A 26,249-nucleotide genomic window follows, 5' to 3' on the forward strand; every position below is an offset into this window, starting at 1 on the left:
GCAAACGCAGTGCCGCCCGGCAAGAATGTTCATGTGGACAAAACATAAACAAAAAATATAGATCCCCGTCACATTTTTGCGTTATACAGGAACCTCGCCCTGGAGAATGAGGTGCTGTATGACATCCCTGACTCGTCCGCGTGTTGAGTTTATCTCAACGATACTCCAGACCGTGCTGAACCTCGGTCTGCTGAGCCTTGGCCTGATCCTGGTCGTGTTTCTGGGTAAAGAGACGGTGCATCTGGCGGATGTGCTGTTCGCACCTGAGCAAACCAGCAAATACGCGCTGGTGGAAGGCCTGGTGGTCTACTTTCTCTACTTTGAATTTATCGCCCTGATTGTGAAGTACTTTCAGTCCGGCTTTCACTTCCCGCTGCGCTATTTTGTCTATATTGGCATCACCGCCATTGTGCGGCTGATCATCGTCGATCATAAATCCCCGCTCGACGTGCTGATCTACTCGGCGGCGATCCTGCTGCTGGTGATCACCCTCTGGCTGTGCAACTCAAAGCGGCTGAAACGCGAATAAAAAAAGGGCGCTCCGAAGAGCGCCTAACAACAGTCACAAGTTGGTTCAATACAATACGTCTAAAGTTGAGGGTTGCAGTGGCATAACAGATGAAACTTAACCTTTCACACCGCCCGCCGTCAGGCCGTTGACCAGCCAGCGCTGGGCCAGCAGGAACACCACGGTAATCGGGATGGCAGAGAGGACGGCCGCCGCGGCAAAGTCGCCCCACAGGTAGTTTTGCGGGTTGAGGTATTGCTGCATACCGACGGCCAGGGTGTAGCTGTTCACATCGCGCAGCAACAGAGAGGCGACCGGTACTTCGGTGATCGCCGCGATAAACGACAGGATGAACACCACCGCCAGAATCGGCACCGACAGCGGCAGCAGCACCAGGCGGAACGCCTGCCACGGGGTGGCGCCATCCAGCGCGGCGGCTTCTTCCAGTGAACCATCGATGGTTTCGAAATAGCCCTTGATGGTCCACACATGCAGGGCGATGCCGCCAAGATAGGCGAAGATCACGCCGCCGTGGGTGTTCAGGCCGATAAACGGCACGTACTGGCCAAGACGATCAAACAGGGCATACAACGCCACCAGTGACAGCACCGCCGGGAACATCTGGAAAATCAGCATCCCTTTCAGCAGCGTCGCTTTGCCCGGGAAACGCATACGGGCGAAGGCGTAAGCACAGGTGGTGGAGAGCGTCACGATGCCGATGGCAGTAATGGTCGCCACTTTTACCGAGTTCCACAACCACAGCAGCACCGGGAACGGCGGCGGAGTGACTCGGCCATCCGCGTGTTCCACACTGAAGCCCAGCGCGAGTTTCCAGTGCTCCCAGGAGATTTCATCCGGGATTAGGCTCCCGGTGGCGAAGTTCCCCGAACGCAGGGAGATGGCGATAACCATCAGCAGCGGGAACATGATCGCCGCGATGAAAATCAGCAGGCCTAAGTGCGTCGCGAGGAGGCGCAGTTTCTGAGATTTGGGTTGTACCATAGCCATGTTCAGTGCCCTCCTTAGTCAAATTTCATACGTGTAGCTTTCAGGTTCACGATCGCCAGGGCGCCCACCAGCAGGAAGATCAGGGTGGCAATCGCCGCCGCCAGTCCGAAGTCCTGACCGCCGCCGCCTTCGAAGGCGATACGGTAGGTGTAGCTCACGAGCAGGTCGGTATAGCCTGCCGGCGTGGTGGTGCCGAGACGGTCCGGACCGCCGTTGGTCAACAGCTGAATCAGCACAAAGTTGTTAAAGTTAAAGGCGAAGCTGGCAATCATCAGCGGCGTCAGCGGCTTAATGAGCAGCGGCAGGGTAATTTTGAAGAAGTTCTGGAACGGACCCGCGCCGTCCATCGCCGAGGCTTCGTACAGGTCGTCCGGGATGGCCTTCAGCAGCCCCATGCACAGGATCATCATGTACGGATAACCGAGCCAGGTGTTCACGATGATAATCATCGAGCGAGCGGTGGTCGGGTCGCTGAACCAGGCCGGTTTGATGCCGAACAGCGCGCTCAGCATCATGTTGATTTCACCGAAGCTCTGGTTAAACAACCCTTTGAAAATCAGAATCGAGATGAACGACGGCACGGCGTACGGCAGAATCAGCAGCACGCGGTAAATCGCTTTGCCCTTTAGGGATTCCCACTGGACCAGACAGGCCAGCACCATGCCCACGGCCACGGTCAGGATCACCGTCAGTACCGAGAACACCACCGTCCAGACGAAGATGGCGAAGAACGGTTTCTGGATGCCTTCGTCGGTAAACACGCGGGTGAAGTTGCCCCAGCCGATGGTGACGGTGTAGCCCGGGCTGAGTTTGTCGTCGCCCCAGCTGCCGTCGGCATTCACCGACTGATAGAAACCGATATCGTTGTTCGGGCGATACTTCACGCCGCTCTGGTTGTTGGTCAGCGTGCCGTCATCCGCCAGCGTATAAAGCGGCTGCGTGCCGGAGAACTGGCGCAGCGAGCTCATGGTTACTTTGCTGTCATCGGGCAGCACGGCGGTGAGCTGGGTCAGCGCCTGACGATTCTGGGTAATGATACGCAGGTTCGCACGTTCACCTTCCGGCAGGGCCGCAGCCTCTTTTAAGGCCAGCTTCTGCTCGCCGCCAAATTTGAACGCGTCGGAAAGATAGGTTTTACCGCTCTCACCGTCAGTGAGCGCTAACTTCCACTCGTCGCCTTCAGGATACAGGCCGAAGTTAAAGGTTTTACCTGCCTGATAAGAACGATCCAGAAGCACCTGGGTGGCGCGCTCCTGCGCGAGCTGGTTGGTGCTGCTGTAGTTGGTAAAGGCAATCGCGATGGTGCAGATCAGCGGAAAGAGGACAAACAGCCCCATCCCGGCAACACCCGGGTAGACATAGCGCCAGGCGTACGCTTTACGGTTGGCGAAAATATACAGGCCAACCGAGCTTAAAATCAGCGTCATGATGGCAAACAGGTATTCCCCTTGCACGTACATTAAAACAACAAGGTAACCCACCAGCAGACACAGCAGACCTATCACTGACCACTTCAGTGCGTCGCTTTGCCACCAGTGCTTCTTTTTAATGACATCCATGGGGTTCTTCCTCTACAACGGTGGAAACTTATCGTCAGGTGGCGCTGCGCTTACCTGACCTACGGATCGTGCCGTAGTCGTAGGGCGGGTAAGCGCACGCGCCACCCGCCGTTTTTCAGACTTACTTAGTAATACGACCCTGAGCATCTTTCAGCGCGGCATCAACAGTCTGGCGACCGCTTGCCGCGTTGATGACGGCGGTACGGGTGGCGTACCAGAACGCAGCCATCTGTGGGATATTCGGCATGATTTCGCCTTTCTGGGCGTTATCCATGGTGGCCGCAATGCGTGGATCTTTCGCTAATTGATCCTGGAAGGATTTCAGCGCAACGGCGCCCAGCGGTTTGTCCTTGTTCACTTCATCCAGACCCTGATCGGTCAGCAGGTAGTTTTCGAGGAACTCTTTCGCCAGCTCTTTGTTCGGGCTGGCGGCGTTGATACCCGCGCTCAGCACGCCAACAAACGGTTTAGACGGCTTGCCGTTGAAGGTTGGCAGCAGGGTCACGCCGTAGTTGACTTTGCTCTTGTCGATATTGGTCCAGGCCCACGGACCGTTGATGGTCATCGCGGTTTCGCCTTTGTTGAACGCCGCTTCCGCGATGGAGTAGTCGGTATCCGCATTCATGTGTTTGTTCTTAATCAGGTCAACCAGGAAGGTCAGGCCTTTTTTCGCGCCCGCGTTGTCCACGCCCACGTCTTTCACGTCATATTTGCCGTTTTCAAACTTGAACGCGTAGCCGCCGTCGGCAGCAATCAGCGGCCAGGTGAAGTACGGCTCTTGCAGGTTGAACATCAGAGCGGATTTACCTTTCGCCTTCAGCTCTTTATCCAGAGCAGGGATCTCTTCCCAGGTTTTCGGTGGATTTGGCACCAGGTCTTTGTTGTAAATCAGTGACAGGGCTTCAACCGCGATTGGGTAAGCGATCAGCTTGCCGTTATAGCGAACGGCGTCCCAGGTGAACGGGAACAGTTTGTCCTGGAAGGCTTTGTCTGGCGTGACTTCTGCCAGCAGGCCAGACTGCGCGTAGCCCCCGAAACGGTCATGCGCCCAGAAGATAATGTCCGGACCATCGCCGGTTGCCGCAACCTGCGGGAACTTCTCTTCCAGTTTGTCCGGGTGTTCTACGGTGACTTTGATACCGGTGTCTTTCTCGAATTTTTTGCCCACTTCGGCCAGACCGTTATAGCCCTTGTCGCCGTTAATCCAGATAACCAGCTTACCTTCTTCAATTTTGGCGAGAGCCGGTGCGGAAATCATCATTGCTGCGAGGGCGGACAATGCGAAAACGCGTGCGCCAGTCTTGATCTTCATATCTGCCATCCTTTATTGGTGATGTGCTCGTGGATACATAAGGTGGTTCAACGTGACTCAGTCTCCTTATTTGACATCCTCTTTCCATCCTCCCAGTCCCTACGCCCCACCCCCTGTTTGTGTGATCCCTGTAACATAAATTTAAGTTATGAGTGCTGGCGCACATAAAAACCCACTGAATTTTGCAGGCCGCTTCACGATTTTCGCCTCAGCCCCTCCGCTGCGGTCGCAGAGCCTGCTCTCTCATCCTCCCGCCTCCTCCCCCATAAAAAAGCCGGGGGGTGGAGGATTCACGAAAGTAATGGAACACGCATAGTGAACTTATCTTGAATGTTTCTGTCGGTGACAGGTTGTAACGAAGGGAGAAGGGCATGGCGAGCGTACAGCTGCGTAATGTAACGAAAGCCTGGGGCGACGTTGTGGTGTCAAAAGACATCAATCTGGACATCCACGAAGGTGAGTTTGTGGTGTTCGTTGGTCCATCAGGCTGTGGTAAATCTACTCTGCTGCGTATGATTGCCGGTCTTGAAACCATCACCAGTGGCGATTTATTTATTGGTGATACCCGAATGAACGACATCCCGCCAGCTGAACGCGGCGTGGGCATGGTGTTCCAGTCTTATGCGCTTTATCCGCATCTTTCCGTTGCCGAGAACATGTCCTTTGGCCTGAAGCTGGCCGGCGCGAAAAAAGAGACCATTAACCAGCGCGTCACCCAGGTGGCGGAAGTACTCCAGCTGGCACATCTGCTGGAGCGTAAACCGAAGGCGCTCTCCGGTGGTCAGCGTCAGCGTGTGGCGATCGGCCGTACGCTGGTGGCCGAGCCGCGCGTGTTCCTGCTCGATGAACCTCTCTCTAACCTGGATGCCGCCCTGCGCGTCCAGATGCGTATCGAAATCTCCCGTCTGCACAAGCGTCTTGGACGCACGATGATTTACGTCACCCACGATCAGGTCGAAGCGATGACGCTGGCCGACAAAATCGTGGTACTGGACGCCGGTCGCGTGGCGCAGGTGGGCAAACCGCTGGAGCTGTATCACTACCCGGCAGACCGCTTTGTTGCGGGCTTTATTGGCTCGCCAAAGATGAACTTCCTGCCCGTAAAAGTGACCGCGACGGCAATCGAACAGGTACAGGTGGAGCTGCCAAACCGTCAGCAAGTCTGGCTGCCGGTCGACAGCGCCAATGTACAGGTGGGGGCCAATATGTCCCTCGGTATCCGCCCTGAACATTTACTGCCGAGCCACATCGCTGATGTGACGCTGGAAGGTGAAGTTCAGGTCGTCGAACAGCTTGGTCACGAAACACAGATTCATATCCAGATCCCCGCCATCCGTCAGAACCTGGTCTACCGCCAGAATGACGTGGTGTTGGTAGAAGAGGGTGCCACATTCGCTATCGGTTTGCCGCCAGAGCGTTGCCATCTGTTCCGTGAGGATGGCACTGCATGTCGTCGGTTGCACAAAGAGCCAGGCGTTTAAGCATTCCAATTACAAAGAAAAGCAATGATCTCAGGAGATAGAATAATGATTACTCTGCGCAAACTTCCTTTGGCAGTTGCCGTCGCAGCGGGCGTAATGTCTGCTCAGGCACTGGCAGTGGATTTCCATGGTTATGCTCGTTCTGGTATCGGCTGGACGGGTAGTGGCGGTGAACAACAATGTTTCCAGGCAACAGGCGCACAAAGTAAATACCGTCTCGGTAACGAATGTGAAACCTACGCCGAACTGAAACTGGGCCAGGAAGTGTGGAAAGAAGGCGACAAGAGCTTCTATTTCGACACCAACGTAGCGTACTCCGTGGCACAGCAGAATGACTGGGAAGGTACCGATCCGGCGTTCCGTGAAGCTAACGTGCAGGGTAAAAACCTGATTGAATGGCTGCCTGGCTCTACCATCTGGGCCGGTAAGCGCTTCTATCAGCGTCATGACGTACACATGATCGACTTCTACTACTGGGATATCTCTGGTCCTGGTGCCGGTATTGAAAACATCGATCTGGGCTTCGGTAAACTGTCTCTGGCAGCGACGCGTTCCCAGGAAGCTGGCGGTTCTTATGCCTTCAGCAGCCAGAACATCTATGACCGTACCAAAGATACCGCGAACGACGTATTTGACGTGCGTTTAGCGGGCCTGGAAACTAATCCGGACGGCGTGCTGGAACTGGGTGTGGATTATGGCCGCGCGAACACGACCGACGGCTATGATCTTGCCGACGGCGCGTCGAAAGATGGCTGGATGTTCACCGCTGAACATACCCAGAGCATGCTGAAAGGCTATAACAAGTTTGTGCTGCAGTATGCGATGGACTCAATGACCACGCAGGGTAAAGGTCTGAGCCAGGGTTCCTATGGTTCTTCCAGCTTTACCATCACGAATCCTGATGGCACGACGACCAACTACGCCAACGATGTGATTAATAACAACGGCAGCCTCTGGCGCATCCTGGACCACGGTGCAATCACCCTGGCCGACAAGTGGGACCTGATGTATGTCGGTATGTACCAGAAACTCGACATGGATGATAACCAGGGGAGTGACTGGTGGACCGTGGGTGTACGTCCGATGTACAAATGGACGCCAATCATGAGCACCCTGCTGGAAGTGGGCTACGACAACGTCAAATCCCAGGAAACCGGCGATCGCAACAGCCAGTACAAAATCACCCTGGCGCAACAGTGGCAGGCTGGCGACAGCATCTGGTCTCGTCCGGCCATCCGTGTCTTCGCAACCTACGCGAAGTGGGATGAGAAATGGGGCTACGCGAAGAACGGTAACGGCGATGCTACCCGTTACGCGATCTCTGACTCCACCGGTAACGGTCGATTCTCTACCAGCCGCGGCGATGACGATGAGTTCTCCTTCGGCGCCCAGATGGAAATCTGGTGGTAACCGCATCCTGATCTGACGATGTAATCTGGGGGGCGAAAGCCCCTCAATTCCTGAGGTACTGCGCGCTATTGCCTGGCCACCGCAGTGCTTACGCTTTCTGAGGTGATAACAATGAAAATGAAGAAAAATCTCGTCGCGCTGTGCCTGACAGCGGGTCTGCTGGCCTGTGTGCCTGGCGTTACGCTCGCTGACGTCAATTATGTACCGCAGAATACCAGCGCAGCGCCTGCCATTCCGACAGCCGCTCTACAGCAATTAACCTGGACGCCGGTGGATCAGTCCAAAACGCAGAGCACACAGCTTGCGACGGGTGGCCAACAGCTCAATGTGGCTGGCATTACCGGGCCGGTAGCCGCCTATAGCGTACCGGCTAATATCGGTGAGCTAACGTTGACTTTATCCAGTGAAGTTAACAAACAGACCAGCGTTTTTGCGCCGAACGTTCTGATCCTCGATCAGAACATGACGCCTTCCGCCTATTTCCCCAGCAGCTATTTTACCTATCAAGAGCCGGGTGTAATGAGCGCGGACCGCCTGGAAGGGGTAATGCGTCTGACCCCGGCGCTCGGGCAGCAAAAGCTCTACGTACTGGTCTTCACCACTGAAAAAGATTTGCAGCAAACCACCACTCTGCTCGATCCGGCAAAAGCCTATGCCAAAGGGGTTGGTAACGCCATTCCCGATATTCCCGATCCGATTGCGCGCCATACCACCGACGGCCTGCTTAAGCTGAAGGTGAAAACCAACAGCAGCTCCAGCGTACTCGTAGGCCCACTGTTTGGCTCATCTGGCCCGGGTCCGGTAACGGTGGGTAATACTGCCGCGCCTGTGTATGCCGCGCCAGCCGCAGCACCAGCCGCAGCCCCGGCCCCGGCGAAAAAAGCCGAGCCGGTGCTTAACGATACTGAAACTTACTTTAACAACGCCATCAAGCAGGCAGTTAAAAACGGCGATGTCGATAAAGCGCTGAAACTGCTTGATGAAGCCGAGCGTTTAGGTTCAACCACTGCCCGTTCCACCTTTATCAGCAGTGTAAAAGGCAAGGGGTAACCGTCTCCCCACAGTGCTGATTTTGTTAGTCGTTTGGTGCGCCTTCGCGGGCGCACTTTTTTTGGCTAAGTTGCACCTTTGTTGCGATAGTGATCGTTAAATTCTGTTTGTCCGTCCTCATTTTGCCAATCTGCGATACAATGCTTTTACGTTATGTATCGGAGAGTCTGGCATGTCACACCCCGCGCTAACGCAGCTGCGTGCGCTACGCTATTTCGACCACATCCCTGCGCTTGACCCGGAACAGCTGGACTGGCTGCTGCTGGAAGATTCCATGACAAAACGTTTTGAGCAACAGGGTAAAACGGTCACGGTGACGATGATTCAGGAAGGTTTTGTCTCGGCTGAAGCGATTGCCAGCGAGCTGCCGCTGCTGCCGCAGGAAGAACGCTACTGGCTGCGTGAAATTTTACTCTGTGCGGATGGCGAGCCGTGGCTTGCCGGGCGAACGGTGGTTCCTGAGTCTACACTTTCCGGGCCGGAGCTGGCACTGCAACGCCTCGGCAAAACGCCGCTGGGGCGATATCTGTTCACCTCGTCTGAACTGACCCGTGATTTTATTGAAATTGGTTGCGATGCCGATTTGTGGGGGCGCCGTTCCCGCCTTCGTTTGAGTGGCAAGCCGTTAATACTGACGGAACTCTTTTTGCCTGCATCGCCGTTGTACTAAGAGGGAGAAAAAATGGAGTGGAGTCTGACGCAGAATAAGCTGCTGGCCTATCACCGCCTGATGCGTACTGATAAACCCATTGGCGCGCTGCTGCTGCTGTGGCCGACCTTATGGGCGCTGTGGGTTGCCACGCCGGGCGTACCGCCGCTGTGGATCCTGGCGGTGTTTGTGGCGGGTGTCTGGCTGATGCGCGCTGCGGGCTGTGTGGTCAACGACTATGCTGACCGGAAATTTGATGGACATGTTAAGCGCACCGCGAATCGTCCTTTGCCGAGCGGTCAGGTGACCGGGAAAGAGGCGCGCATCCTGTTTGTGGTGCTGGTGCTTCTCTCTTTCATGCTGGTGTTAACCCTTAACACCATGACCATTCTGCTGTCCGTCGCTGCTCTGGCGCTGGCCTGGGTCTACCCATTTATGAAGCGATACACCCATCTGCCGCAGGTGGTATTGGGTGCGGCATTTGGCTGGTCGATTCCCATGGCGTTTGCCGCGGTCAGCGAGTCCGTTCCGCTCAGCTGCTGGCTGATGTTCCTGGCGAATATTCTCTGGGCCGTTGCGTACGATACCCAATACGCGATGGTCGATCGCGATGACGATCTCAAGATTGGCATCAAATCGACGGCGATCCTGTTTGGCCGTCACGACAAACTGATCATCGGCATATTGCAGGTGGCGGTGCTGGCGCTGATGGTGGCGATTGGTCGCCTGAACGGGCTGAACTGGGAGTTTTACTGGTCCGTGCTGGTGGCGGGTCTGCTGTTTGCGTATCAGCAGAAGCTGATCGTGAAGCGCGAGCGTGAAGCCTGCTTTAAAGCGTTTCTGAATAATAACTACGTCGGGCTGGTGCTGTTTATGGGGCTGGCGATGAGTTACTGGTCATAAAAAAACCGGGTGGCGGCTTCGCCTTACCCGGCCTACGATTTAGCAGAACATGTAGGCCGGGTAAGCGTTAGCGCCACCCGGCTTTAACATCACTCGCCCTGCGTCGAACTCTCAATCGTTAAACGCACATCCGCGGTAATCAGCTCTGCCAGCATCTGGTAAACCTTCATCGTCTCTTCCGGCTCAGCATCGCCCGTATCGCTAATGTAACCTTCGTCGCGCAGCGTCAGCACCAGGGAGCTGAATACCGCTTTGTCGAAGAATTCCGGGGCGTTAATGCCATGCAGAACGGACAGGCGCTGGGCCAGCGTCCGACTCTCTTTTTCCAGCGTACCGCGGTTGATTGACGGGTTAGCACTCAATAACCAGAAGGTAATGGCGTAGCGCTGCAACGTCTCACGCGCACCGGAAGCCAGGAGCTGCAAGGTTCGGGAACGTGACGGATTGATATGCAGTTCGTCATCACTGATGGTAATCAGCCCCTGACGACGCATCTCTGCGGACATTTTATCGAGCTCTGCCGCCAGCTCATCCTTACTCCAGCGCAGGAACAGCTCCGCTTTCAGCATCGGATAGATGGCCTGAATATGGCGCAGCAGCTCCTGACGCGAAATACGGCGGTGCTGGGTAATAATGGCTGCCATCAGTGACGGCAGCATCAGCATGTGCGTGATGTTATTACGGTAGTAGGTCATCAGCACGGCCTGCTCGCGCGGCAGAATGATGATGTCACCAATCGTATCTTTCTCGACTTCGAACTTGTTCATCTGCAACGCGTGATCGATCAATTCGCTGGCGGTGGCAGACGGCACGGTCGAATCCACGGAATACGGCACGTTGCGCATGATATCCAGATAGCAATCAATCTGCTCGGTCAGCTGCTCGCGAGTCAGTGAACGCTGGCGAGAGGCCAGAAGCGCGGTACAACACAGGTTCATGGCGTTTGCCGCACCAGCATTGTTGATGCGTACCATCAGCTCGGATGCAATGCCGTTGACCGTTGGCGTCAGCCAGGCCGGACGTACCGCTTCGATAGGATCAATAGACTCGCGCCACTCCGGAACATGATGGTTCAGATATGTCATCAGGGGCAGGGGCTCGCCAAAGTTCACGTAGCCCTGACCGAGGTTGCGCAATTTACTCAGACCACGCAGCATCTGCGGCAGACTCTCTTTCTCTTTGGTCGCACCGCGCAGCTCTTTCGCGTAGGTGCCCACTTCCATCACGTGTTCATAACCGATGTAAATAGGCACCAGCGTGATAGGACGCGTACCGCCACGCAGCATGGCCTGAATGGTCATCGACAGCGTGCCGGTCTTCGGATCGAGCAGACGACCGGTACGGGAGCGACCGCCTTCAACAAAGTACTCCACGGAATAACCGCGGCTGAACAGCTCGCCCAGATACTCCCTGAAGACGGTGGAGTAGAGCTTGTTACCCTTGAAGGTACGACGAATGAAGAACGCACCCAGACGGCGGAAAATCGGACCTGCTGGCCAGAAGTTCAGGTTGATACCGGCAGCAATATGCGGCGGCACCAGGCCCTGGTGATAGAGCACGTAAGAGAGCAGCAGGTAGTCCATGTGGCTGCGGTGGCAGGGCACATAGACAATCTCGTGGCCGTCATGCGCTAACTGACGCACGCGCTCGGCGTTGTGGACGTTAATCCCCTGATAGAGGCGGTTCCACGTGAAACCGAGGATACGGTCAGAGAGACGAATCATCTCGTAGGAGAAGTTTGCGGCGATCTCTTCCATCAGCGCGATTGCGTTCTGCTGCGCTTTCTCGTGCGAAATCTTCTTGCTGCGCGCTTCGTCTTCTACGGCACGGGCAATCGCTTTGGAAGCCAGCAGCTTGTTAAACAGATCCTGACGCGCCGGGAGACGTGGCCCAACGGCCGCCAGACGCTGACGTGCAAAGTGCATACGCGCAACGCGCGCCAGCTTTTGCGCAATGATTTTGTCAGTACCGTGTTCATCCGCCATGCGGCGCAGTGAAACGGAAGGCGAGAAGCGAACAAAGCTGTCGCGTCCCAGCCATGAGACGGCGAAGAATTTCTGAATGCCGTTGAGCATACGCAGCGGCGGGTTCTCTTCCCCTTTTTCACGCCCCGGACGACGGCCAAACATCACCGACACCGGCACCATCTGCACGTCCAGATCGGGGTTGCTGCGGTGCAGATCGAGGTAATCATGGAACAGCTTAATGGACTCTTCTTTCGGCGTGTAATAGGTGAACACGCGCGGTCCGCCATGGATGAACACGTAGCGCGGCAGCAGCGTACCGTCGACTTCCAGCGGTTCAAGCGGGTCAGGTAAATCGTGCGCCAGACATTGAGCGCGAAGCGTTAGCAGGTCTGCCTTCGAGTTATAAGGCAAAACGTACATAATAGGGCGCGACGTATCGAGCCCTAATTCCAGCGCAGGTTCTGCTGGGATAGACTTACTTTTTACCAGTACGCTTAATGGTAAATTAAGTAATTTGTAGTAAATTCGTGGCCAGCCGGACATAAACGATGTAAAGCCTCTGGTTAATAATGCAATTGCGGCGCAAGGATAACAGAAAGCGCGCAAAATTTCTGTTGTTACCCGTCATACTTCAGGTCGCAGCAAAACGCGCTGCGGCTTTAGTTACTGACGCTATTTATCATAAAAGGTTCTTTTAATGGCCAATAATACCACTGGGTTAACTCGAATCATTAAAGCTGCCGGTTATTCATGGAAAGGTTTCCGCGCCGCATGGGTTAATGAAGCCGCTTTCCGCCAGGAAGCGGTTGCCGCAATCGTTGCCGTTGTCATCGCCTGCTTCCTTGATGTTGATGCTATCACCCGCGTACTGCTCATCGGATCTGTCCTTCTGGTGATGATAGTGGAAATTCTGAATAGCGCTATTGAGGCCGTTGTTGACCGAATCGGGTCGGAATTCCATGAACTGTCTGGCCGGGCGAAAGACATGGGTTCCGCTGCCGTACTGCTGTCGATTATCACGGCGGCGATCACCTGGGTCACGCTACTTTGGTCGCATTTCCGATGAGCCTCGAGGAATAATTAAGTCCCTGGTTTTTTGTGCAGTTTTTGGTTCCAAAATCGCCTTTGACTGTATATACTCACAGCATAACTGTATATACACCCAGGGGGCGGTATGAAAGCGTTAACGACCAGGCAGCAAGAGGTGTTTGATCTCATTCGGGATCATATCGGCCAGACGGGTATGCCACCCACGCGTGCAGAAATTGCGCAGCGTCTGGGCTTCCGTTCTCCTAATGCTGCCGAAGAGCACCTTAAGGCGCTTGCGCGTAAGGGCGTGATTGAGATTGTTTCCGGCGCCTCACGCGGCATCCGTCTGCTGGTGGAAGAAGAGAGCGGTATTCCGCTGGTGGGTCGCGTAGCCGCAGGTGAACCTCTGCTGGCGCAGCAGCACATCGAAGGGCACTATCAGGTTGACCCAGGCATGTTCAAGCCGAGCGCCGATTTCCTGCTGCGCGTTAGCGGAATGTCCATGAAAGATATCGGTATTCTTGATGGCGATCTGCTGGCGGTACACAAAACCCAGGACGTGCGTAACGGACAAGTCGTGGTGGCGCGCATTGATGATGAAGTGACGGTTAAGCGCCTGAAAAAACAAGGCAATACCGTGCAGCTTCTGCCTGAAAACAATGAATTCTCCCCGATTGTGGTGGATCTCCGCGAGCAGAGCTTCTCTATTGAAGGGCTGGCTGTCGGCGTTATCCGCAACGGTGAATGGCTGTAATCTCTTCCTGACAGGCTGTAGTTCCTCTACAGCCTGGCCTGTTTTCTGATTCCGGTAATTTCCATGGCATTGCTAACTTCTGCCGATAAGGCGTTGTGGCGTCTTGCGCTACCGATGATTTTTTCCAATATTACCGTTCCTCTGCTGGGGCTGGTGGATACGGCGGTAATCGGGCATCTGGATTCGCCGATTTACCTGGGCGGCGTCGCGATTGGCGCAACGGCGACCAGCTTCCTCTTTATGCTGCTACTTTTTCTGCGCATGAGTACGACAGGCCTTACGGCCCAGGCGTATGGTGCAAAAGATCCCCTGCGTCTGGCGCGTGCGCTGGTTCAGCCGCTCATTCTGGCGTTCGGTGCTGGCGCGTTAATCGTTCTGTTGCGTACGCCGCTGATTGATCTTGCGCTCCATATTGTAGGCGGCAGCGATGCCGTACTGGAACAAGCCCGGCGGTTCCTCGAAATTCGCTGGCTCAGCGCGCCCGCTTCACTGGCAAACCTGGTCCTTCTGGGCTGGCTGCTGGGCGTGCAGTACGCCCGCGCGCCAGTGATCCTGCTGGTGGTGGGCAACCTGCTTAACATTGTGCTCGATCTCTGGCTGGTGATGGGACTGCACATGAACGTCCGGGGCGCGGCGCTGGCTACGGCAATTGCCGAGTACGGGACGCTGCTGATCGGTTTGGGGATGGTCTGGCGCGTGCTGGCGATGCGCGGTATCACCCTGGATCTGCTGAAATCGGCCTGGCGCGGCAATATGCGTAAGCTGCTGGCGCTCAATCGCGACATCATGCTCCGTTCGCTCCTGCTGCAACTCTGCTTCGGCGCATTAACCGTTTTTGGTGCGCGTCTTGGGCCTGAGATCGTCGCCGTCAACGCAGTGCTCATGACGTTACTGACCTTTACCGCTTACGCGCTGGATGGTTTTGCTTACGCCGTGGAGGCGCATTCAGGGCAGGCTTATGGCGCGCGTGAAAGCGGCCAGTTACGCGAAGTCTGGCGTGCTGCCTGTCGTCAGGCGGGTCTGGTGGCGCTGGTCTTTGCTCTGGTTTACGCCTGTTTTGGTGGGCATATTGTCGCGCTTCTCACCTCGTTGCCCGCGCTACGTGAGCTGGCCGATCGCTACATCCTCTGGCAGGTAGTATTACCGGTGGTGGGCGTGTGGTGCTATTTGCTGGACGGCATGTTTATTGGTGCGACGCGAGGGGCGGAGATGCGCAACAGTATGGCCGTCGCTGCGGCGGGGTTCGGCCTGACGCTGCTGACCTTGCCGTATCTCGGCAATCATGGTCTGTGGCTCGCGCTGGCGGTGTTTCTCTCACTGCGTGGCCTTTCGCTGGCCGTTATCTGGCGTCGTCACTGGCAAAACAATACCTGGTTTCCAGCCCCGCACGATATATCGTAACGGTTAAAGATTCCGAATATAAAAACAACTGCCGAATCCTTAACTACAATAATAATCACGTCCAGCAGAAAAGAACGAAGCGGACGATACTCATAGACGCTTAACACGAGGACACGATTATGAATAAAGACGAAATCGGCGGCAACTGGAAGCAATTCAAAGGTAAAGCGAAAGAACAGTGGGGTAAGCTGACAGATGACGATATGACCGTCATTGAAGGTAAGCGCGATCAGCTGGTAGGTAAAATCCAGGAGCGCTACGGTTACGAAAAAGATCAGGCGGAAAACGAAGTCAAAGACTGGGAAACCCGTAACGACTACCGCTGGTAACCGGCACTATCCCCAAGGGCGGCCCTGAGCCGCCTTTTTCTTTGGCTTTAACGCGGCTTTTTCTTCACCAGGATAGAGTGATCGTGCTGACAGGCATCCTGATGGCGGCATGACTCCACCTCCACGCAGGCAGAACATAAGCCGTGGGCTTCAATCACGTTATGGCGCAGCGCAAAGCCCATTCTGGCTGCCAGCGTATGCATAATATCTTCCACACCTTCCGCACACTCTTCCTTCACCACACCACAGCGATCGCAGATAAACATGGCGGACGTGTGAGTTGGCTGGTCAAAAAGATGGCACAGCACATAGCTGTTTGTTGATTCCACTTTATGCACAAACCCTTGCTCCAGCAGAAAATCCAGCGCCCGATAAACGGTCGGCGGTTTTGCCTGCGGCTCGCTTTCACGCAGCAGATCGAGCAGATCGTAGGCGCTGATGGCACCCTGTTGCAGGCTCATCAGACGCAGTACCTCAAGGCGCTGCGGGGTCAGGCGCACATTGCGTTGCGCGCACAGCTTTTCAGCTTGCGCTAACAGCTCTTTTGTGGACTTGTCCATCGGGCACCTCGGATGTGGTAAGGGGTGAAAACCCTCACTTTATCATGTTCTGCTAAAAACACCGAGATCCGCCGGGCTGTGCTATACCTGACGCATCGCAAATCGGGAGATCGCATGATGAAAAGACCTGACTGTATTCGGCACTGGCGGGACGTGGAAGGCGCCGATGACGCAACGTATCCGGACAGCAATGAACGGTTTTCTATTGGCGCGCCGCTGGCCCGCAAGCTGGGTCTCGGCCGCATTGGTATTCACCATGAACGGCTGCCGCCCGGACGCCGTACTTCTTATCCGCATGCGGAAAGCGACGAAGAGGAGTTTGTTTACGTTCTGGAGGGTTACCCTGAGGCCTGGATCAATGGTTATCTGTGGAAGCTTGAACCCGGAGACAGCGTGGGATTTCCTGCCGGCACGGGGGTGTGCCATACCTTTATCAACAACACCGATGAAGAGGTGCGCTTACTGGTGGTGGGTGAGGCTAATAAAAAACATAACCGCATCTACTATCCCCTCAATCCGGTGTATGCCGTGACGCGCGAAGACCACTGGGTAGACCATCCGCCTCAGTTTTTTGGCCCGCACGATGGAAAACCTGGGCGAAAATAATTTCCTCTTCTATAAATATTGATGGTCGTCACACATTAGAACAGGCCGGGATGGAATTTAACTTAGGGAAATAGCGGGTCTTTTTGTACTTATTCACAGCAATAGTTCGTTCCTGTTTGGGTGATAACAGACAGGGTTAACTAATAACAAACTATTTACGAGCACACTGTGAAAAAACATTTTAAATTTTCGATGGTTAGCATTGCTGTCTCCTTTTTTATGGCAAATCAGGCGGGAGCAGCCAATACCTGGACGGAAGCGCGTAGCGACGCAATGGGCGGAACGGGTGTCGCGGCAGGGAGCTATGGCAGCGGGGCGTTAATCAACCCCGCGTTACTGGCAAAATCTAAGCCCGAGGATGATGTGACGGTCATTTTGCCGTCCGTTGGCGTGCAGGTGACCGATGAAGACAATCTTCAGGACGAGATTGATACCATTAACGATAAAATCAATCATTACAAGGACGTGGTTGATAGTCTGACCCCCATTGATATCATCACGGATCCATTAGGTTCGATCAATCAGTTCCAGGGCGCAGCGAAAGATCTCGCTGATGAGCTGGACTACCTGAAAGGCAAAACCGCACACGCCACCGCAGGGGCGGGGATTGCCGTCAGTATCCCTAACGATGTCCTTTCCGTGGCCTTTATGGCCAAAGGCTATGCACATGGCCGCGTCAGCTCTTCAATCGATCAGCAGGACATTGATTATCTGCGCGGCATACAACGAAGCGATGCGGTGGCTGCCGGTGTGGCGCTGGATGCCGCGCTAAACGGTTCCGATCAGATCACCAAAAACCTTAACTCTACGGCGTCTGGCCGGGCGGCGATTGTGTCCGACTACGGTATTGCGGTAGCCCGTCAGTTCGATCTTGGCGGCGTTCCGGTTTCCGTTGGCGTCACGCCGAAGCTGCAAAAAACCTGGCTCTATAACTACACTACCTCAATCTACGATTACGACAGTAATAAGTGGAACGACAGCCGCTACCGTACCGACGACACTGGCTTCAACGTCGATGCCGGTATTGCTGCTGATTTCGGTGAAAACTGGACGGTCGGCGTGAGCGGGCAAAACCTGATGTCGCGCGATATCGATACCAAAGATATCCGCATTCGCAACGGGCGCACAGGAGAGGTGGTGAGTTATAAAGACACCTATCAGATCCGTCCGCTGGTCACTGCCGGGGCCGCCTGGCACAACGATCTGGTCACGCTGACCGCAGATGGCGATCTGACCGAAACCAAGGGCTTTAAAAGCGAAGACACCTCCCAGTACGTTGGCGTCGGTGCCGAAGTCACGCCGCTGAGCTGGCTGGCAGTACGCGCCGGTTATCGTGCGGATATGAAAGGGAACGACAGCAACGTCTTTACCGGCGGTGTCGGTTTTGCGCCGTTCAACTCCGTCCATGTTGACCTGATGGGGCTTTATGGCGAAGACGAGACCTGGGGCGCAGGGGCACAGTTGAGCATGACGTTCTAAAGTACACCGGAGGCGCTGCGCCTCCGGCTTTTCTTTGTGCTATAGTAGCGCCCCTTTTCCACCAGATGCTTAAAAGTTCGCCATGTCGTCAGAATTTCAGACCGCTTTCCCTGCACATCGTTTTTCCATTGCGCCAATGCTCGACTGGACGGACAGACATTGCCGCTATTTCCTGCGTCAGCTCTCCCGCCATACGCTGCTATACACCGAAATGGTCACTACCGGCGCAATTATTCACGGCAAAGGCGACTATCTGGCGTACAGCGAAGAGGAGCATCCGGTTGCGCTGCAACTCGGTGGCAGCGATCCGGCTGCGCTGGCGCAGTGCGCGAAGCTGGCCGAAGAACGCGGCTATGACGAGATTAACCTCAACGTCGGTTGTCCGTCCGACCGTGTGCAAAACGGCATGTTCGGCGCGTGTCTGATGGGAAATGCGCACCTGGTGGCGGACTACATCAAAGCGATGCGCGACGTCGTCTCTATCCCGGTCACGGTCAAAACCCGTATCGGCATAGACGACCAGGACAGCTATGAGTTTCTGTGTGATTTCATCAACACGGTATCAGGGAAGGGTGAATGCGAGATGTTTATCATCCACGCCCGTAAAGCCTGGCTCTCAGGCCTCAGCCCGAAAGAAAACCGCGAGATCCCGCCGCTGGACTACCCGCGCGTGTACCAGCTGAAACGCGACTTCCCACACCTGACCATGTCGATCAATGGCGGTATTAAGTCGCTGGACGAGGCCAAAGCGCACCTCGAACATATGGATGGCGTGATGGTCGGACGCGAGGCGTATCAGAATCCGGGCATTCTGGCGACGGTTGACCGGGAAATCTTTGGCGTTGAGGGTGCTGACACCGATCCCGTGGCCGTAGTGCGCGCCATGTATCCGTACATTGAGCGCGAGCTGATTCATGGTACGTATCTGGGCCACATTACCCGCCATATGCTTGGCCTGTTCCAGGGCATTCCTGGTGCGCGCCAGTGGCGTCGTTATCTCAGCGAGAACGCGCATAAAGCCGGTGCGGATATTGAGGTACTGGAACACGCGCTGCGTCTGGTTGCGGATAAACGTTAAATTTCGCTAAAAGATGGTCAAATACGCCACGCCCTGCAACACATTGCGGGGCGTTTTGCTTTCAGAACAACAACTTATTTTTGGCATGATTCTTGTAATGATCGCAGCATCATTCGGGAACTCGTGGGAGAGCACCATGCTGGAACTACTTTTTGTGATTGGCTTCTTTATCATGCTGATGGTCACGGGCGTGTCGCTGCTCGGTATTCTGGCCGCGCTCGTTGTGGCCACGGTGGTGATGTTTGTCGGCGGATTATTTGCCCTGACGATTAAACTCTTGCCGTGGTTACTTCTGGCGATTGCGATGGTATGGGCCATACGGGCGATTAAATCACCAAAACTGCCGACTTATCAGCGTAATAACCGCTTCCGTTACTAAGGTATTGAGGGGTACGTCACATACCTGCAACTTTTCCGGCAGCAATCTTTAGAACAGAATAGGATTTACTTATCGAATCTGTCACTATGGCTGCCGCTAAAGAATTCATCGAGCTGTACCCTACATACAGCCGAACTAAAAAAAAGAAAGGGCTTCCCATGGGAAGCCCAATTTCTTTTTATGGCTCAGGGAATTAACAGACTTGAGCCCTGGGTTGCCCGGCTCTCCAGCACCTCATGCGCACGTTGCGCATCGGTCAGCGGATATTTCTGCGCTTCTGCCACATCCACTTTGATCACCCCGCTGGCGATCAGCGAGAACAGCTCGTTGCTGGCTTCCTCAAGTTCTTCCCGATTAGTGATGTAACCTTGCAGGGAAGGGCGGGTGACATACAGCGACCCTTTCTGATTCAGAATGCCCAGGTTCACGCCGGTGACAGCCCCGGAGGCGTTACCGAAGCTCACCATCAGCCCGCGACGTTGCAGGCAGTCCAGCGAAGATTCCCAGGTGTCTTTCCCCACCGAGTCATACACCACGCGTACCTTTTTGCCGCCAGTGATCTCTTTCAGCCGCTCAACGATGCTCTCTTCCCGGTAGTTGATCTCCTGCCATGCGCCCGCGTCCAGCGCGCGCTGCGCTTTTTGCGCGCTGCCTGTGGTGCCGATCAGCTTCGCCCCCAGGGCTTTCGCCCACTGGCAGGCAATCAGCCCTACGCCACCTGCGGCTGCGTGAAACAGAAATTGCTCGTCAGGCTTAATTTCGTAGGTTTTGCGCAGCAGATAATAGACCGTCAGCCCTTTCAGGAATGAGGCGGCAGCCTGCTCGAAGCCGATCGCATTTGGTAAAAGCGCCGCTTTCTCGGCCGGAACGTTATGGATGGAGCTGTAAGCGCCCAGCGCCGACTGCGCGTACACCACGCGATCGCCTTCCTTAATGTGCTTAACCGCGCTGCCCACTTTGCTGACGATACCGGCCGCCTCGGTGCCCAGTCCGCTCGGCATCGACGGAGGCGGATAGAGACCGCCGCGAATATAGGTATCGATGTAGTTAATGCCGATTGCTTTGTTTTCAACCTGGATTTCGTTCTCGCCAGGTGCCGTGGGGGTAAACTCCACGGCTTGCAGTACGTCTGGCCCGCCATGTTTCTGGAACTCAATGCGTGTTGCCATGCTCCCTCCGTTAGAAAATTATGGTAATCTTTCGACCCACTCTTTATCTCGGTAACTCCATTCACTATGGCAGGAAACAAACCCTTCAACAAACAGACTGAACCCCGTGAACGTGATTATCAGGTCGCCGGGTTAAAAGTCCCGCCGCACTCGATTGAAGCGGAACAGTCGGTGTTGGGCGGTTTAATGCTGGATAACGAACGCTGGGACGACGTCGCCGAGCGCGTTGTTGCGGAAGACTTCTATACCCGCCCGCACCGCCACATCTTTACTGAAATGGCGCGTTTGCAGGAGTCGGGCAGCCCGATCGATCTGATTACACTCGCAGAATCGCTGGAGCGTCTGGGACAGCTCGACAGTGTCGGCGGGTTTGCCTATCTGGCAGAACTGTCAAAAAACACGCCAAGTGCCGCGAACATCAGCGCTTACGCTGATATCGTCCGTGAACGTGCCGTTGTCCGCGAGATGATCTCGGTGGCGAATGAGATCGCCGAGGCCGGTTTCGATCCCCAGGGGCGCACCAGCGAAGATCTACTTGATCTTGCCGAGTCCCGCGTCTTTAAAATCGCCGAAAGCCGTGCGAACAAAGACGAAGGCCCGAAAAACATCGCCGATGTGCTCGACGCCACCGTTGCGCGTATTGAGCAGCTTTTCCAGCAGCCGCACGATGGCGTGACGGGGGTGAACACCGGTTATGACGATCTCAACAAGAAAACGGCAGGTCTTCAGCCATCGGATTTGATTATCGTCGCGGCGCGTCCGTCGATGGGTAAAACGACATTTGCGATGAACCTCGTCGAAAACGCGGCGATGTTGCAGGATAAACCGGTTCTTATCTTCAGTCTTGAGATGCCCTCTGAACAGATCATGATGCGTTCTCTGGCATCCCTGTCGCGCGTGGATCAGACCCGCATCCGTACCGGTCAGCTCGACGATGAGGACTGGGCGCGGATCTCCGGCACCATGGGGATTTTGCTGGAAAAACGGAACATCTATATTGATGACTCCTCCGGCCTGACGCCGACGGAAGTGCGCTCCCGCGCGCGCCGTATCGCCCGTGAACACGGTGGTATCGGTCTCATCATGATCGACTACCTTCAGCTGATGCGCGTTCCGTCGCTTTCCGACAACCGTACGCTGGAGATTGCCGAAATTTCCCGCTCGCTCAAAGCGTTAGCCAAAGAGCTGCACGTGCCGGTGGTGGCGCTGTCGCAGCTAAACCGTTCTCTGGAACAACGTGCAGACAAGCGCCCGGTCAACTCCGACCTGCGTGAATCCGGCTCCATCGAGCAGGATGCCGACTTAATCATGTTCATCTACCGTGATGAGGTTTATCACGAGAACAGCGATCTGAAAGGGATCGCCGAAATTATTATTGGTAAGCAACGTAACGGCCCCATCGGTACGGTACGTCTGACCTTTAACGGCCAGTGGTCGCGTTTCGACAACTATGCCGGTCCTCAATATGATGATGAGTAATTTCTAAGGAATTCAAATGCAAGCGGCAACTGTTGTGATTAACCGCCGCGCTCTGCGACACAACCTGCAACGTCTGCGAGAACTGGCGCCCACCAGTAAGCTCGTTGCAGTCGTGAAAGCGAACGCTTACGGACACGGTCTTCTTGAGACCGCGCGAACGCTCCCCGATGCCGACGCTTTTGGCGTCGCCCGTCTCGAAGAAGCTCTCCGCCTGCGCGCAGGTGGAATTACGCAACCGATTCTGCTCCTCGAAGGCTTTTTTGAAGCCTCGGACCTGCCGACCATTGCCGATCAGCACCTGCACACGGCGGTGCATAACGAAGAACAGCTGGCCGCGCTGGAAACGGCCGAACTGAGCGAGCCGGTCACCGTGTGGATGAAGCTCGACACGGGCATGCACCGCCTGGGCGTGCGCCCGGAGAATGCCGAAGCGTTTTATCAGCGGCTGTGCCAGTGCAAGAACGTGCGTCAGCCGGTGAATATCGTCAGCCACTTTGCCCGCGCCGATGAGCCTGAATGCGGCGCAACGGAACAGCAGCTTGATATCTTCACCACCTTCTGCGAAGGCAAACCGGGGATGCGCTCCATTGCGGCGTCCGGCGGCCTTCTGCTGTGGCCGCAGTCGCACTTCGACTGGGCGCGTCCGGGGATTATACTGTATGGCGTTTCCCCGCTTGAGAACAAACCCTGGGGACCGGACTTCGGCTTTAAGCCGGTGATGTCGCTGGTTTCAAAGCTGATTGCCGTGCGTGAGCACAAAGCAGGGGAGCCGGTAGGTTACGGCGGCACCTGGACGAGTGAGCGCGACACGCGGCTTGGCGTGGTAGCGATGGGCTACGGCGACGGCTATCCGCGCGCCGCGCCAACGGGTACGCCGGTACTGGTCAATGGTCGCGAAGTGAAGATTGTCGGCCGTGTGGCGATGGACATGATTTGTGTCGATCTGGGACCCGACGCGCAGGATAAAGCGGGTGACGATGCGGTGATGTGGGGCGAAGGCCTGCCGGTAGAGCGCATTGCTGAAATAACAAAAGTGAGTGCTTACGAACTTATCACGCGCCTAACCTCAAGGGTAGCGATGAAATACGTCGACTAATCACAGTATCCGGGAAGGGATATGTCACCATCTGAAATGGCTGCTTGTCTGGCCTATGCGCTCTCTGTCTGGCTGGCGGCCAGAAACAATATCAACACGTGGTGGATCGGTATTCTCGGCAGCGGGCTATACGCCTGGGTCTTCTATTCAGTGCAGCTCTATGCTGATGTTACCCTACAGCTCTTTTTCATTATCACGAGCATAACGGGTTGGGTGCACTGGCTGAAAGGAAACCGCGGAGAGGTATTGCAGGTGCGGCGAACCCGCCCCAGACATTTTCTCCTTCTGCTGGCCTGTGCCGTGGCAGTAGCGGCGCTGTACGGGCTTTTATTGCATCGGTATACCAACGCCTGGGCGCCCTGGCTGGACTCCATTATTTTAACCTTCAGCATCCTGGCGCAGTTCATGCTAATGGGCCGACGCCTGGAGAACTGGTACGTCTGGCTTGCCGTCAATACCCTTGCCGTGCCGCTGTATGCGATGAGGGGCCTGCATTTGACCGCGGTTCTGTATCTGGTGTTCTGGTTTAACGCCTGGCACGGTTTATATCAATGGCGTAAGGAGATCCGCGCGCGATGAAACCTTACGCAGAGGGTCTGATTGTCGGCAAGTTCGCGCCCTTACACGCAGGACATGAATTGCTTATCAACGCTGCGCTTGCCCGGTGCGAGACGGTGTTTATCATCAGCTATTCGCTACCGGAAATGCCGGGGTGCGAACCTGAAAAGCGCCTTCAGTGGCTACAGACGCGTTTCCCGCGGTGTCGTCACCTGGTGTTTTCGCCAGAGATCGCGGCGGGCCATGATATTGAACCGCCGCCGCCCAACGACGCAGATGCCGATCGCCACCGACACTACGTGGCTACCCTATGCGAACGCTTCTTTCACTGCCGACCGGACGCCGTATTCACTGCGGAGGATTACGGCGATGGCTTTGCCCGCGTATTAAGCCAGCGTTTTGGCAAACCGGTCACGCACGTGCGGCTTCAGCGCCCGGAGGGCCCTGATGCGCCCTCAGGCACGCTTATTCGCTCTGATGTTCATCGCTACCGCGAGATGCTCTCGGCGGAGGTTTACCGGAGTTTTGTCTTTCGAATTTGCTTATTGGGCGGCGAGTCGACGGGCAAAAGCACGCTTTCCCGGGCGTTGGCAGCAGCGCTTAACGCGCCCTATGTCGCTGAGTTCGGGCGCGAATACTGGGAAGAAAAGAACGGAGTACTGGAATGCGACGATCTCCTGCATATTGCGCGCGAGCAGGTGCGGCGTGAGGACGCAGCCAGCACGGCGCCTTATCTGATTTGTGATACGTCGCCCTTAACCACGCTGTTTTATACCCTCGACCAGTATGGCTCGGCGCCTCAGGCGCTGCACGACTTAGCCGGGCGGGACTACTCGCTGGTTGTACTGTGCGGCGATGAATTTCCCTTTGTACAGGACGGTACCAGGCAAGGCGCGGCGTTTCGCCGCAGGCAGCAGTCGTGGTATATCGCTGAACTGGCGCGCCGAAACATCCCGTATTTACGCGTCACAGGGTCGACGTCTGAACGTATCGAACAAATTCGTGGGCATATCCAGAAACGGTTTTCATAACCTTCTCGACCTTCTCCTGCTTCCGGTTTATTGTTGAAAATCCTGCCTCATAACAATCCGGAGAACATCGCGTGTTTCAGAAAGTAGACGCCTACGCCGGCGACCCTATCCTCTCCTTGATGGAGCGTTTCAAAGAAGATCCTCGCAGCGACAAAGTGAACCTCAGCATCGGTCTTTATTACAACGAGGACGGCATCATTCCTCAACTGAAAGCCGTTGCCGAAGCCGAAGCGCGTCTTAACGCAACCCCGCACGGGGCTTCGCTTTATCTGCCGATGGAAGGGTTAAATACCTACCGTAATACCATTGCGCCGCTGCTGTTTGGTGCGGATCACGCGGTGCTCGCGCAAAAGCGCGTGGCGACTATCCAGACGCTGGGTGGCTCGGGTGCGCTGAAGGTAGGCGCAGATTTCCTGAAAAAGTACTTCCCGGATTCCGGCGTGTGGGTCAGCGACCCGACGTGGGAAAACCACGTGGCCATCTTTGAAGGCGCGGGCTTTAAGGTTGCGACCTATCCATGGTTCGACAGCGAAACCAACGGCGTACGCGTTGATGCGCTGCTGGAAAAACTGAACACCCTGCCGGAGCGCAGTATCGTATTGCTGCATCCGTGCTGCCATAACCCGACCGGTGCGGACCTCACCAATGCCCAGTGGGATGCGGTGATCGAGGTACTGAAGGCGCGTAACCTGATCCCGTTCCTCGACATCGCCTATCAGGGCTTTGGGGCGGGCATGGAGGAGGACGCCTACGCCATTCGCGCGATTGCCAGCGCGGGTCTGCCTGCGCTGGTCAGCAACTCTTTCTCAAAAATCTTCTCCCTCTACGGCGAGCGCGTCGGCGGTCTGTCCGTGGTGTGTGAAGACGCCGAAGCCGCGGGACGCGTACTCGGTCAGCTGAAAGCGACGGTCCGCCGTATTTACTCCAGCCCGCCGAATTTTGGTGCGCAGGTGGTCGCGACCGTACTGGGCGATGATCAGCTGAAAGCCACCTGGCTTGCGGAAGTGGAAGGCATGCGTAAGCGCATCCTGTCGATGCGTCAGGAGCTGGTTAACGTTCTGAAAGAGGCCGTGCCTGGACATAACTTTGATTATCTTCTCAAGCAGCGCGGGATGTTCAGCTATACCGGACTGAGCGCAGCGCAGGTCGATCGCCTGCGCGAAGAGTTCGGTGTCTACCTGATCGCCAGCGGCCGTATGTGTGTGGCGGGGCTGAATGCCGGCAACGTCCAGCGCGTGGCGCAGGCGTTTGCAGCTGTGATGTAAGTACTCACTACTTATTATCTCCCTCTCCCTGTGGGAGAGGGCTGGGGTGAGGGCATCAGGCCGCAGAAAATCTTGCCCGGTGGCGGCTGCGCCTTACCGGGCCTACATCACTCATCCACACTTTGTGATCGTCTTCTTTTTATTCAGCTTCATAAGCAAAAACTCCTTTTCTTCCCCTCCCGCTGGGGT

25 protein-coding genes are annotated in these 26,249 nt (G+C 55.6%); 19 read left to right on the forward strand and 6 right to left on the reverse strand.

From position 1 onward, the window contains the following. Window positions 1–118: 118 nt before the first annotated feature. Window positions 119–529 carry a phosphate-starvation-inducible protein PsiE gene (gene psiE, locus ACQG03_RS01445; protein WP_000202963.1) on the forward strand — a complete coding sequence of 137 codons (411 nt, stop codon included), beginning with the start codon at window positions 119–121 and terminating at the stop codon, window positions 527–529. Between the two features lie 96 nt (window positions 530–625). Here psiE and malG read toward each other — a convergent pair whose 3' ends face one another. The 3 genes from malG to malE form a co-directional block, all read right to left on the reverse strand. Then, a complete protein-coding gene (gene malG, locus ACQG03_RS01450) occupies window positions 626–1,516 on the reverse strand; it encodes a maltose ABC transporter permease MalG (protein ID WP_003860332.1) in 891 nt (296 codons plus the stop codon). A gap of 14 nt (window positions 1,517–1,530) precedes the next feature. Next, a complete protein-coding gene (malF, locus tag ACQG03_RS01455) occupies window positions 1,531–3,075 on the reverse strand; it encodes a maltose ABC transporter permease MalF (RefSeq protein WP_063163887.1) in 1,545 nt (514 codons plus the stop codon). A 121-nt stretch (window positions 3,076–3,196) separates the two neighbouring features. Then, window positions 3,197–4,387: a maltose/maltodextrin ABC transporter substrate-binding protein MalE gene (gene malE, locus ACQG03_RS01460; RefSeq protein ID WP_022646733.1), complete on the reverse strand. Its 1,191-nt coding sequence runs from the start codon at window positions 4,385–4,387 to the stop codon at window positions 3,197–3,199. A 371-nt stretch (window positions 4,388–4,758) separates the two neighbouring features. Here malE and malK point away from each other — a divergent pair, with 371 nt between their 5' ends. From malK to ubiA, 5 genes are all read left to right on the forward strand, one after another. Then, window positions 4,759–5,868: a maltose/maltodextrin ABC transporter ATP-binding protein MalK gene (gene malK / locus ACQG03_RS01465; protein ID WP_003860329.1), complete on the forward strand. Its 1,110-nt coding sequence runs from the start codon at window positions 4,759–4,761 to the stop codon at window positions 5,866–5,868. Between the two features lie 42 nt (window positions 5,869–5,910). Beyond that, entirely contained in the window at window positions 5,911–7,278 is a 1,368-nt protein-coding gene (locus tag ACQG03_RS01470) for a maltoporin (RefSeq protein WP_032621777.1), read from the forward strand. Between the two features lie 111 nt (window positions 7,279–7,389). After that, window positions 7,390–8,328, forward strand: a complete 939-nt coding sequence (gene malM / locus ACQG03_RS01475; RefSeq protein WP_063152840.1) for a maltose operon protein MalM — start codon at window positions 7,390–7,392, stop codon at window positions 8,326–8,328. Window positions 8,329–8,500: 172 nt separating this feature from the next. After that, the gene (gene ubiC / locus ACQG03_RS01480; RefSeq protein ID WP_058677314.1) at window positions 8,501–8,998 is read left to right on the forward strand and encodes a chorismate lyase; all 498 of its coding nucleotides are present in this window, start codon (window positions 8,501–8,503) and stop codon (window positions 8,996–8,998) included. A gap of 12 nt (window positions 8,999–9,010) precedes the next feature. Beyond that, window positions 9,011–9,880 carry a 4-hydroxybenzoate octaprenyltransferase gene (ubiA, locus tag ACQG03_RS01485; RefSeq protein WP_022646737.1) on the forward strand — a complete coding sequence of 290 codons (870 nt, stop codon included), beginning with the start codon at window positions 9,011–9,013 and terminating at the stop codon, window positions 9,878–9,880. Between the two features lie 89 nt (window positions 9,881–9,969). Here ubiA and plsB read toward each other — a convergent pair whose 3' ends face one another. Then, on the reverse strand, window positions 9,970–12,390 hold the full coding sequence (plsB, locus tag ACQG03_RS01490; RefSeq protein WP_023299088.1) for a glycerol-3-phosphate 1-O-acyltransferase PlsB: 2,421 nt from the start codon (window positions 12,388–12,390) through the stop codon (window positions 9,970–9,972). Window positions 12,391–12,544: 154 nt separating this feature from the next. Between plsB and ACQG03_RS01495 the strand changes: the two genes are divergently transcribed. The 4 genes from ACQG03_RS01495 to ACQG03_RS01510 all read left to right on the forward strand — a co-directional run bounded on the left by ACQG03_RS01495 (window position 12,545) and on the right by ACQG03_RS01510 (window position 15,360). After that, window positions 12,545–12,913: a diacylglycerol kinase gene (locus ACQG03_RS01495; protein WP_006810487.1), complete on the forward strand. Its 369-nt coding sequence runs from the start codon at window positions 12,545–12,547 to the stop codon at window positions 12,911–12,913. Window positions 12,914–13,021: 108 nt separating this feature from the next. Further along, on the forward strand, window positions 13,022–13,630 hold the full coding sequence (gene lexA, locus ACQG03_RS01500) for a transcriptional repressor LexA (protein ID WP_003860318.1): 609 nt from the start codon (window positions 13,022–13,024) through the stop codon (window positions 13,628–13,630). Window positions 13,631–13,693: 63 nt separating this feature from the next. Then, a complete protein-coding gene (gene dinF, locus ACQG03_RS01505) occupies window positions 13,694–15,031 on the forward strand; it encodes an MATE family efflux transporter DinF (RefSeq protein ID WP_063163886.1) in 1,338 nt (445 codons plus the stop codon). A 119-nt stretch (window positions 15,032–15,150) separates the two neighbouring features. Continuing rightward, window positions 15,151–15,360 carry a CsbD family protein gene (locus ACQG03_RS01510; RefSeq protein WP_003860314.1) on the forward strand — a complete coding sequence of 70 codons (210 nt, stop codon included), beginning with the start codon at window positions 15,151–15,153 and terminating at the stop codon, window positions 15,358–15,360. Window positions 15,361–15,407: 47 nt separating this feature from the next. Here the strand turns inward: ACQG03_RS01510 and zur are convergent, their stop codons facing one another. Beyond that, complete coding sequence (zur, locus tag ACQG03_RS01515; RefSeq protein ID WP_006810484.1) at window positions 15,408–15,920, reverse strand: zinc uptake transcriptional repressor Zur; 513 nt, start codon at window positions 15,918–15,920, stop codon at window positions 15,408–15,410. 117 nt (window positions 15,921–16,037) lie between these two features. Between zur and ACQG03_RS01520 the strand changes: the two genes are divergently transcribed. The 4 genes from ACQG03_RS01520 to pspG all read left to right on the forward strand — a co-directional run bounded on the left by ACQG03_RS01520 (window position 16,038) and on the right by pspG (window position 19,462). Next, entirely contained in the window at window positions 16,038–16,526 is a 489-nt protein-coding gene (locus tag ACQG03_RS01520; RefSeq protein ID WP_022646741.1) for a cupin domain-containing protein, read from the forward strand. 192 nt (window positions 16,527–16,718) lie between these two features. Continuing rightward, window positions 16,719–18,005, forward strand: a complete 1,287-nt coding sequence (traF, locus tag ACQG03_RS01525; protein WP_152811457.1) for a conjugal transfer protein TraF — start codon at window positions 16,719–16,721, stop codon at window positions 18,003–18,005. An 82-nt stretch (window positions 18,006–18,087) separates the two neighbouring features. After that, window positions 18,088–19,083 (forward strand): tRNA dihydrouridine(20/20a) synthase DusA, encoded by a 996-nt coding sequence (gene dusA, locus ACQG03_RS01530; protein WP_426726063.1) that lies wholly within the window; start codon window positions 18,088–18,090, stop codon window positions 19,081–19,083. A gap of 136 nt (window positions 19,084–19,219) precedes the next feature. Then, on the forward strand, window positions 19,220–19,462 hold the full coding sequence (gene pspG, locus ACQG03_RS01535; protein ID WP_023299092.1) for an envelope stress response protein PspG: 243 nt from the start codon (window positions 19,220–19,222) through the stop codon (window positions 19,460–19,462). A gap of 185 nt (window positions 19,463–19,647) precedes the next feature. Here pspG and ACQG03_RS01540 read toward each other — a convergent pair whose 3' ends face one another. Beyond that, on the reverse strand, window positions 19,648–20,631 hold the full coding sequence (locus ACQG03_RS01540) for a quinone oxidoreductase (RefSeq protein WP_063163885.1): 984 nt from the start codon (window positions 20,629–20,631) through the stop codon (window positions 19,648–19,650). A 66-nt stretch (window positions 20,632–20,697) separates the two neighbouring features. Between ACQG03_RS01540 and dnaB the strand changes: the two genes are divergently transcribed. From dnaB to tyrB, 5 genes are all read left to right on the forward strand, one after another. Next, window positions 20,698–22,110 carry a replicative DNA helicase gene (gene dnaB / locus ACQG03_RS01545; RefSeq protein ID WP_003860298.1) on the forward strand — a complete coding sequence of 471 codons (1,413 nt, stop codon included), beginning with the start codon at window positions 20,698–20,700 and terminating at the stop codon, window positions 22,108–22,110. 16 nt (window positions 22,111–22,126) lie between these two features. Then, window positions 22,127–23,206, forward strand: a complete 1,080-nt coding sequence (gene alr / locus ACQG03_RS01550) for an alanine racemase (protein ID WP_063163884.1) — start codon at window positions 22,127–22,129, stop codon at window positions 23,204–23,206. 21 nt (window positions 23,207–23,227) lie between these two features. After that, window positions 23,228–23,785, forward strand: a complete 558-nt coding sequence (gene pnuC, locus ACQG03_RS01555; RefSeq protein ID WP_063163883.1) for a nicotinamide riboside transporter PnuC — start codon at window positions 23,228–23,230, stop codon at window positions 23,783–23,785. Further along, on the forward strand, window positions 23,782–24,795 hold the full coding sequence (locus ACQG03_RS01560) for an AAA family ATPase (RefSeq protein ID WP_038415072.1): 1,014 nt from the start codon (window positions 23,782–23,784) through the stop codon (window positions 24,793–24,795). Before pnuC ends, ACQG03_RS01560 begins: the two co-directional genes overlap by 4 nt. A gap of 71 nt (window positions 24,796–24,866) precedes the next feature. Then, window positions 24,867–26,060: an aromatic amino acid transaminase gene (gene tyrB, locus ACQG03_RS01565; protein ID WP_022646748.1), complete on the forward strand. Its 1,194-nt coding sequence runs from the start codon at window positions 24,867–24,869 to the stop codon at window positions 26,058–26,060. The last annotated feature ends 189 nt before the right edge of the window (window positions 26,061–26,249 follow it).

This window comes from Enterobacter cloacae complex sp. 342H5 (assembly GCF_050030905.1).
GTDB classification, from domain to species: Bacteria; Pseudomonadota; Gammaproteobacteria; order Enterobacterales; family Enterobacteriaceae; genus Enterobacter; species Enterobacter intestinihominis.

Excerpts from the sequence above, each read along its gene's own strand:
- psiE (WP_000202963.1), top strand. The coding sequence starts at position 119 with ATGACATCCCTGACTCGTCCGCGTGTTGAGTTTATCTCAACGATACTC.
- malG (WP_003860332.1), bottom strand. The coding sequence starts at position 1,516 with ATGGCTATGGTACAACCCAAATCTCAGAAACTGCGCCTCCTCGCGACG.
- malF (WP_063163887.1), bottom strand. The coding sequence starts at position 3,075 with ATGGATGTCATTAAAAAGAAGCACTGGTGGCAAAGCGACGCACTGAAG.
- malE (WP_022646733.1), bottom strand. The coding sequence starts at position 4,387 with ATGAAGATCAAGACTGGCGCACGCGTTTTCGCATTGTCCGCCCTCGCA.
- malK (WP_003860329.1), top strand. The coding sequence starts at position 4,759 with ATGGCGAGCGTACAGCTGCGTAATGTAACGAAAGCCTGGGGCGACGTT.
- malM (WP_063152840.1), top strand. The coding sequence starts at position 7,390 with ATGAAAATGAAGAAAAATCTCGTCGCGCTGTGCCTGACAGCGGGTCTG.
- ubiC (WP_058677314.1), top strand. The coding sequence starts at position 8,501 with ATGTCACACCCCGCGCTAACGCAGCTGCGTGCGCTACGCTATTTCGAC.
- ubiA (WP_022646737.1), top strand. The coding sequence starts at position 9,011 with ATGGAGTGGAGTCTGACGCAGAATAAGCTGCTGGCCTATCACCGCCTG.
- plsB (WP_023299088.1), bottom strand. The coding sequence starts at position 12,390 with ATGTCCGGCTGGCCACGAATTTACTACAAATTACTTAATTTACCATTA.
- ACQG03_RS01495 (WP_006810487.1), top strand. The coding sequence starts at position 12,545 with ATGGCCAATAATACCACTGGGTTAACTCGAATCATTAAAGCTGCCGGT.
- lexA (WP_003860318.1), top strand. The coding sequence starts at position 13,022 with ATGAAAGCGTTAACGACCAGGCAGCAAGAGGTGTTTGATCTCATTCGG.
- dinF (WP_063163886.1), top strand. The coding sequence starts at position 13,694 with ATGGCATTGCTAACTTCTGCCGATAAGGCGTTGTGGCGTCTTGCGCTA.
- ACQG03_RS01510 (WP_003860314.1), top strand. The coding sequence starts at position 15,151 with ATGAATAAAGACGAAATCGGCGGCAACTGGAAGCAATTCAAAGGTAAA.
- zur (WP_006810484.1), bottom strand. The coding sequence starts at position 15,920 with ATGGACAAGTCCACAAAAGAGCTGTTAGCGCAAGCTGAAAAGCTGTGC.
- ACQG03_RS01520 (WP_022646741.1), top strand. The coding sequence starts at position 16,038 with ATGAAAAGACCTGACTGTATTCGGCACTGGCGGGACGTGGAAGGCGCC.
- traF (WP_152811457.1), top strand. The coding sequence starts at position 16,719 with ATGGTTAGCATTGCTGTCTCCTTTTTTATGGCAAATCAGGCGGGAGCA.
- dusA (WP_426726063.1), top strand. The coding sequence starts at position 18,088 with ATGTCGTCAGAATTTCAGACCGCTTTCCCTGCACATCGTTTTTCCATT.
- pspG (WP_023299092.1), top strand. The coding sequence starts at position 19,220 with ATGCTGGAACTACTTTTTGTGATTGGCTTCTTTATCATGCTGATGGTC.
- ACQG03_RS01540 (WP_063163885.1), bottom strand. The coding sequence starts at position 20,631 with ATGGCAACACGCATTGAGTTCCAGAAACATGGCGGGCCAGACGTACTG.
- dnaB (WP_003860298.1), top strand. The coding sequence starts at position 20,698 with ATGGCAGGAAACAAACCCTTCAACAAACAGACTGAACCCCGTGAACGT.
- alr (WP_063163884.1), top strand. The coding sequence starts at position 22,127 with ATGCAAGCGGCAACTGTTGTGATTAACCGCCGCGCTCTGCGACACAAC.
- pnuC (WP_063163883.1), top strand. The coding sequence starts at position 23,228 with ATGTCACCATCTGAAATGGCTGCTTGTCTGGCCTATGCGCTCTCTGTC.
- ACQG03_RS01560 (WP_038415072.1), top strand. The coding sequence starts at position 23,782 with ATGAAACCTTACGCAGAGGGTCTGATTGTCGGCAAGTTCGCGCCCTTA.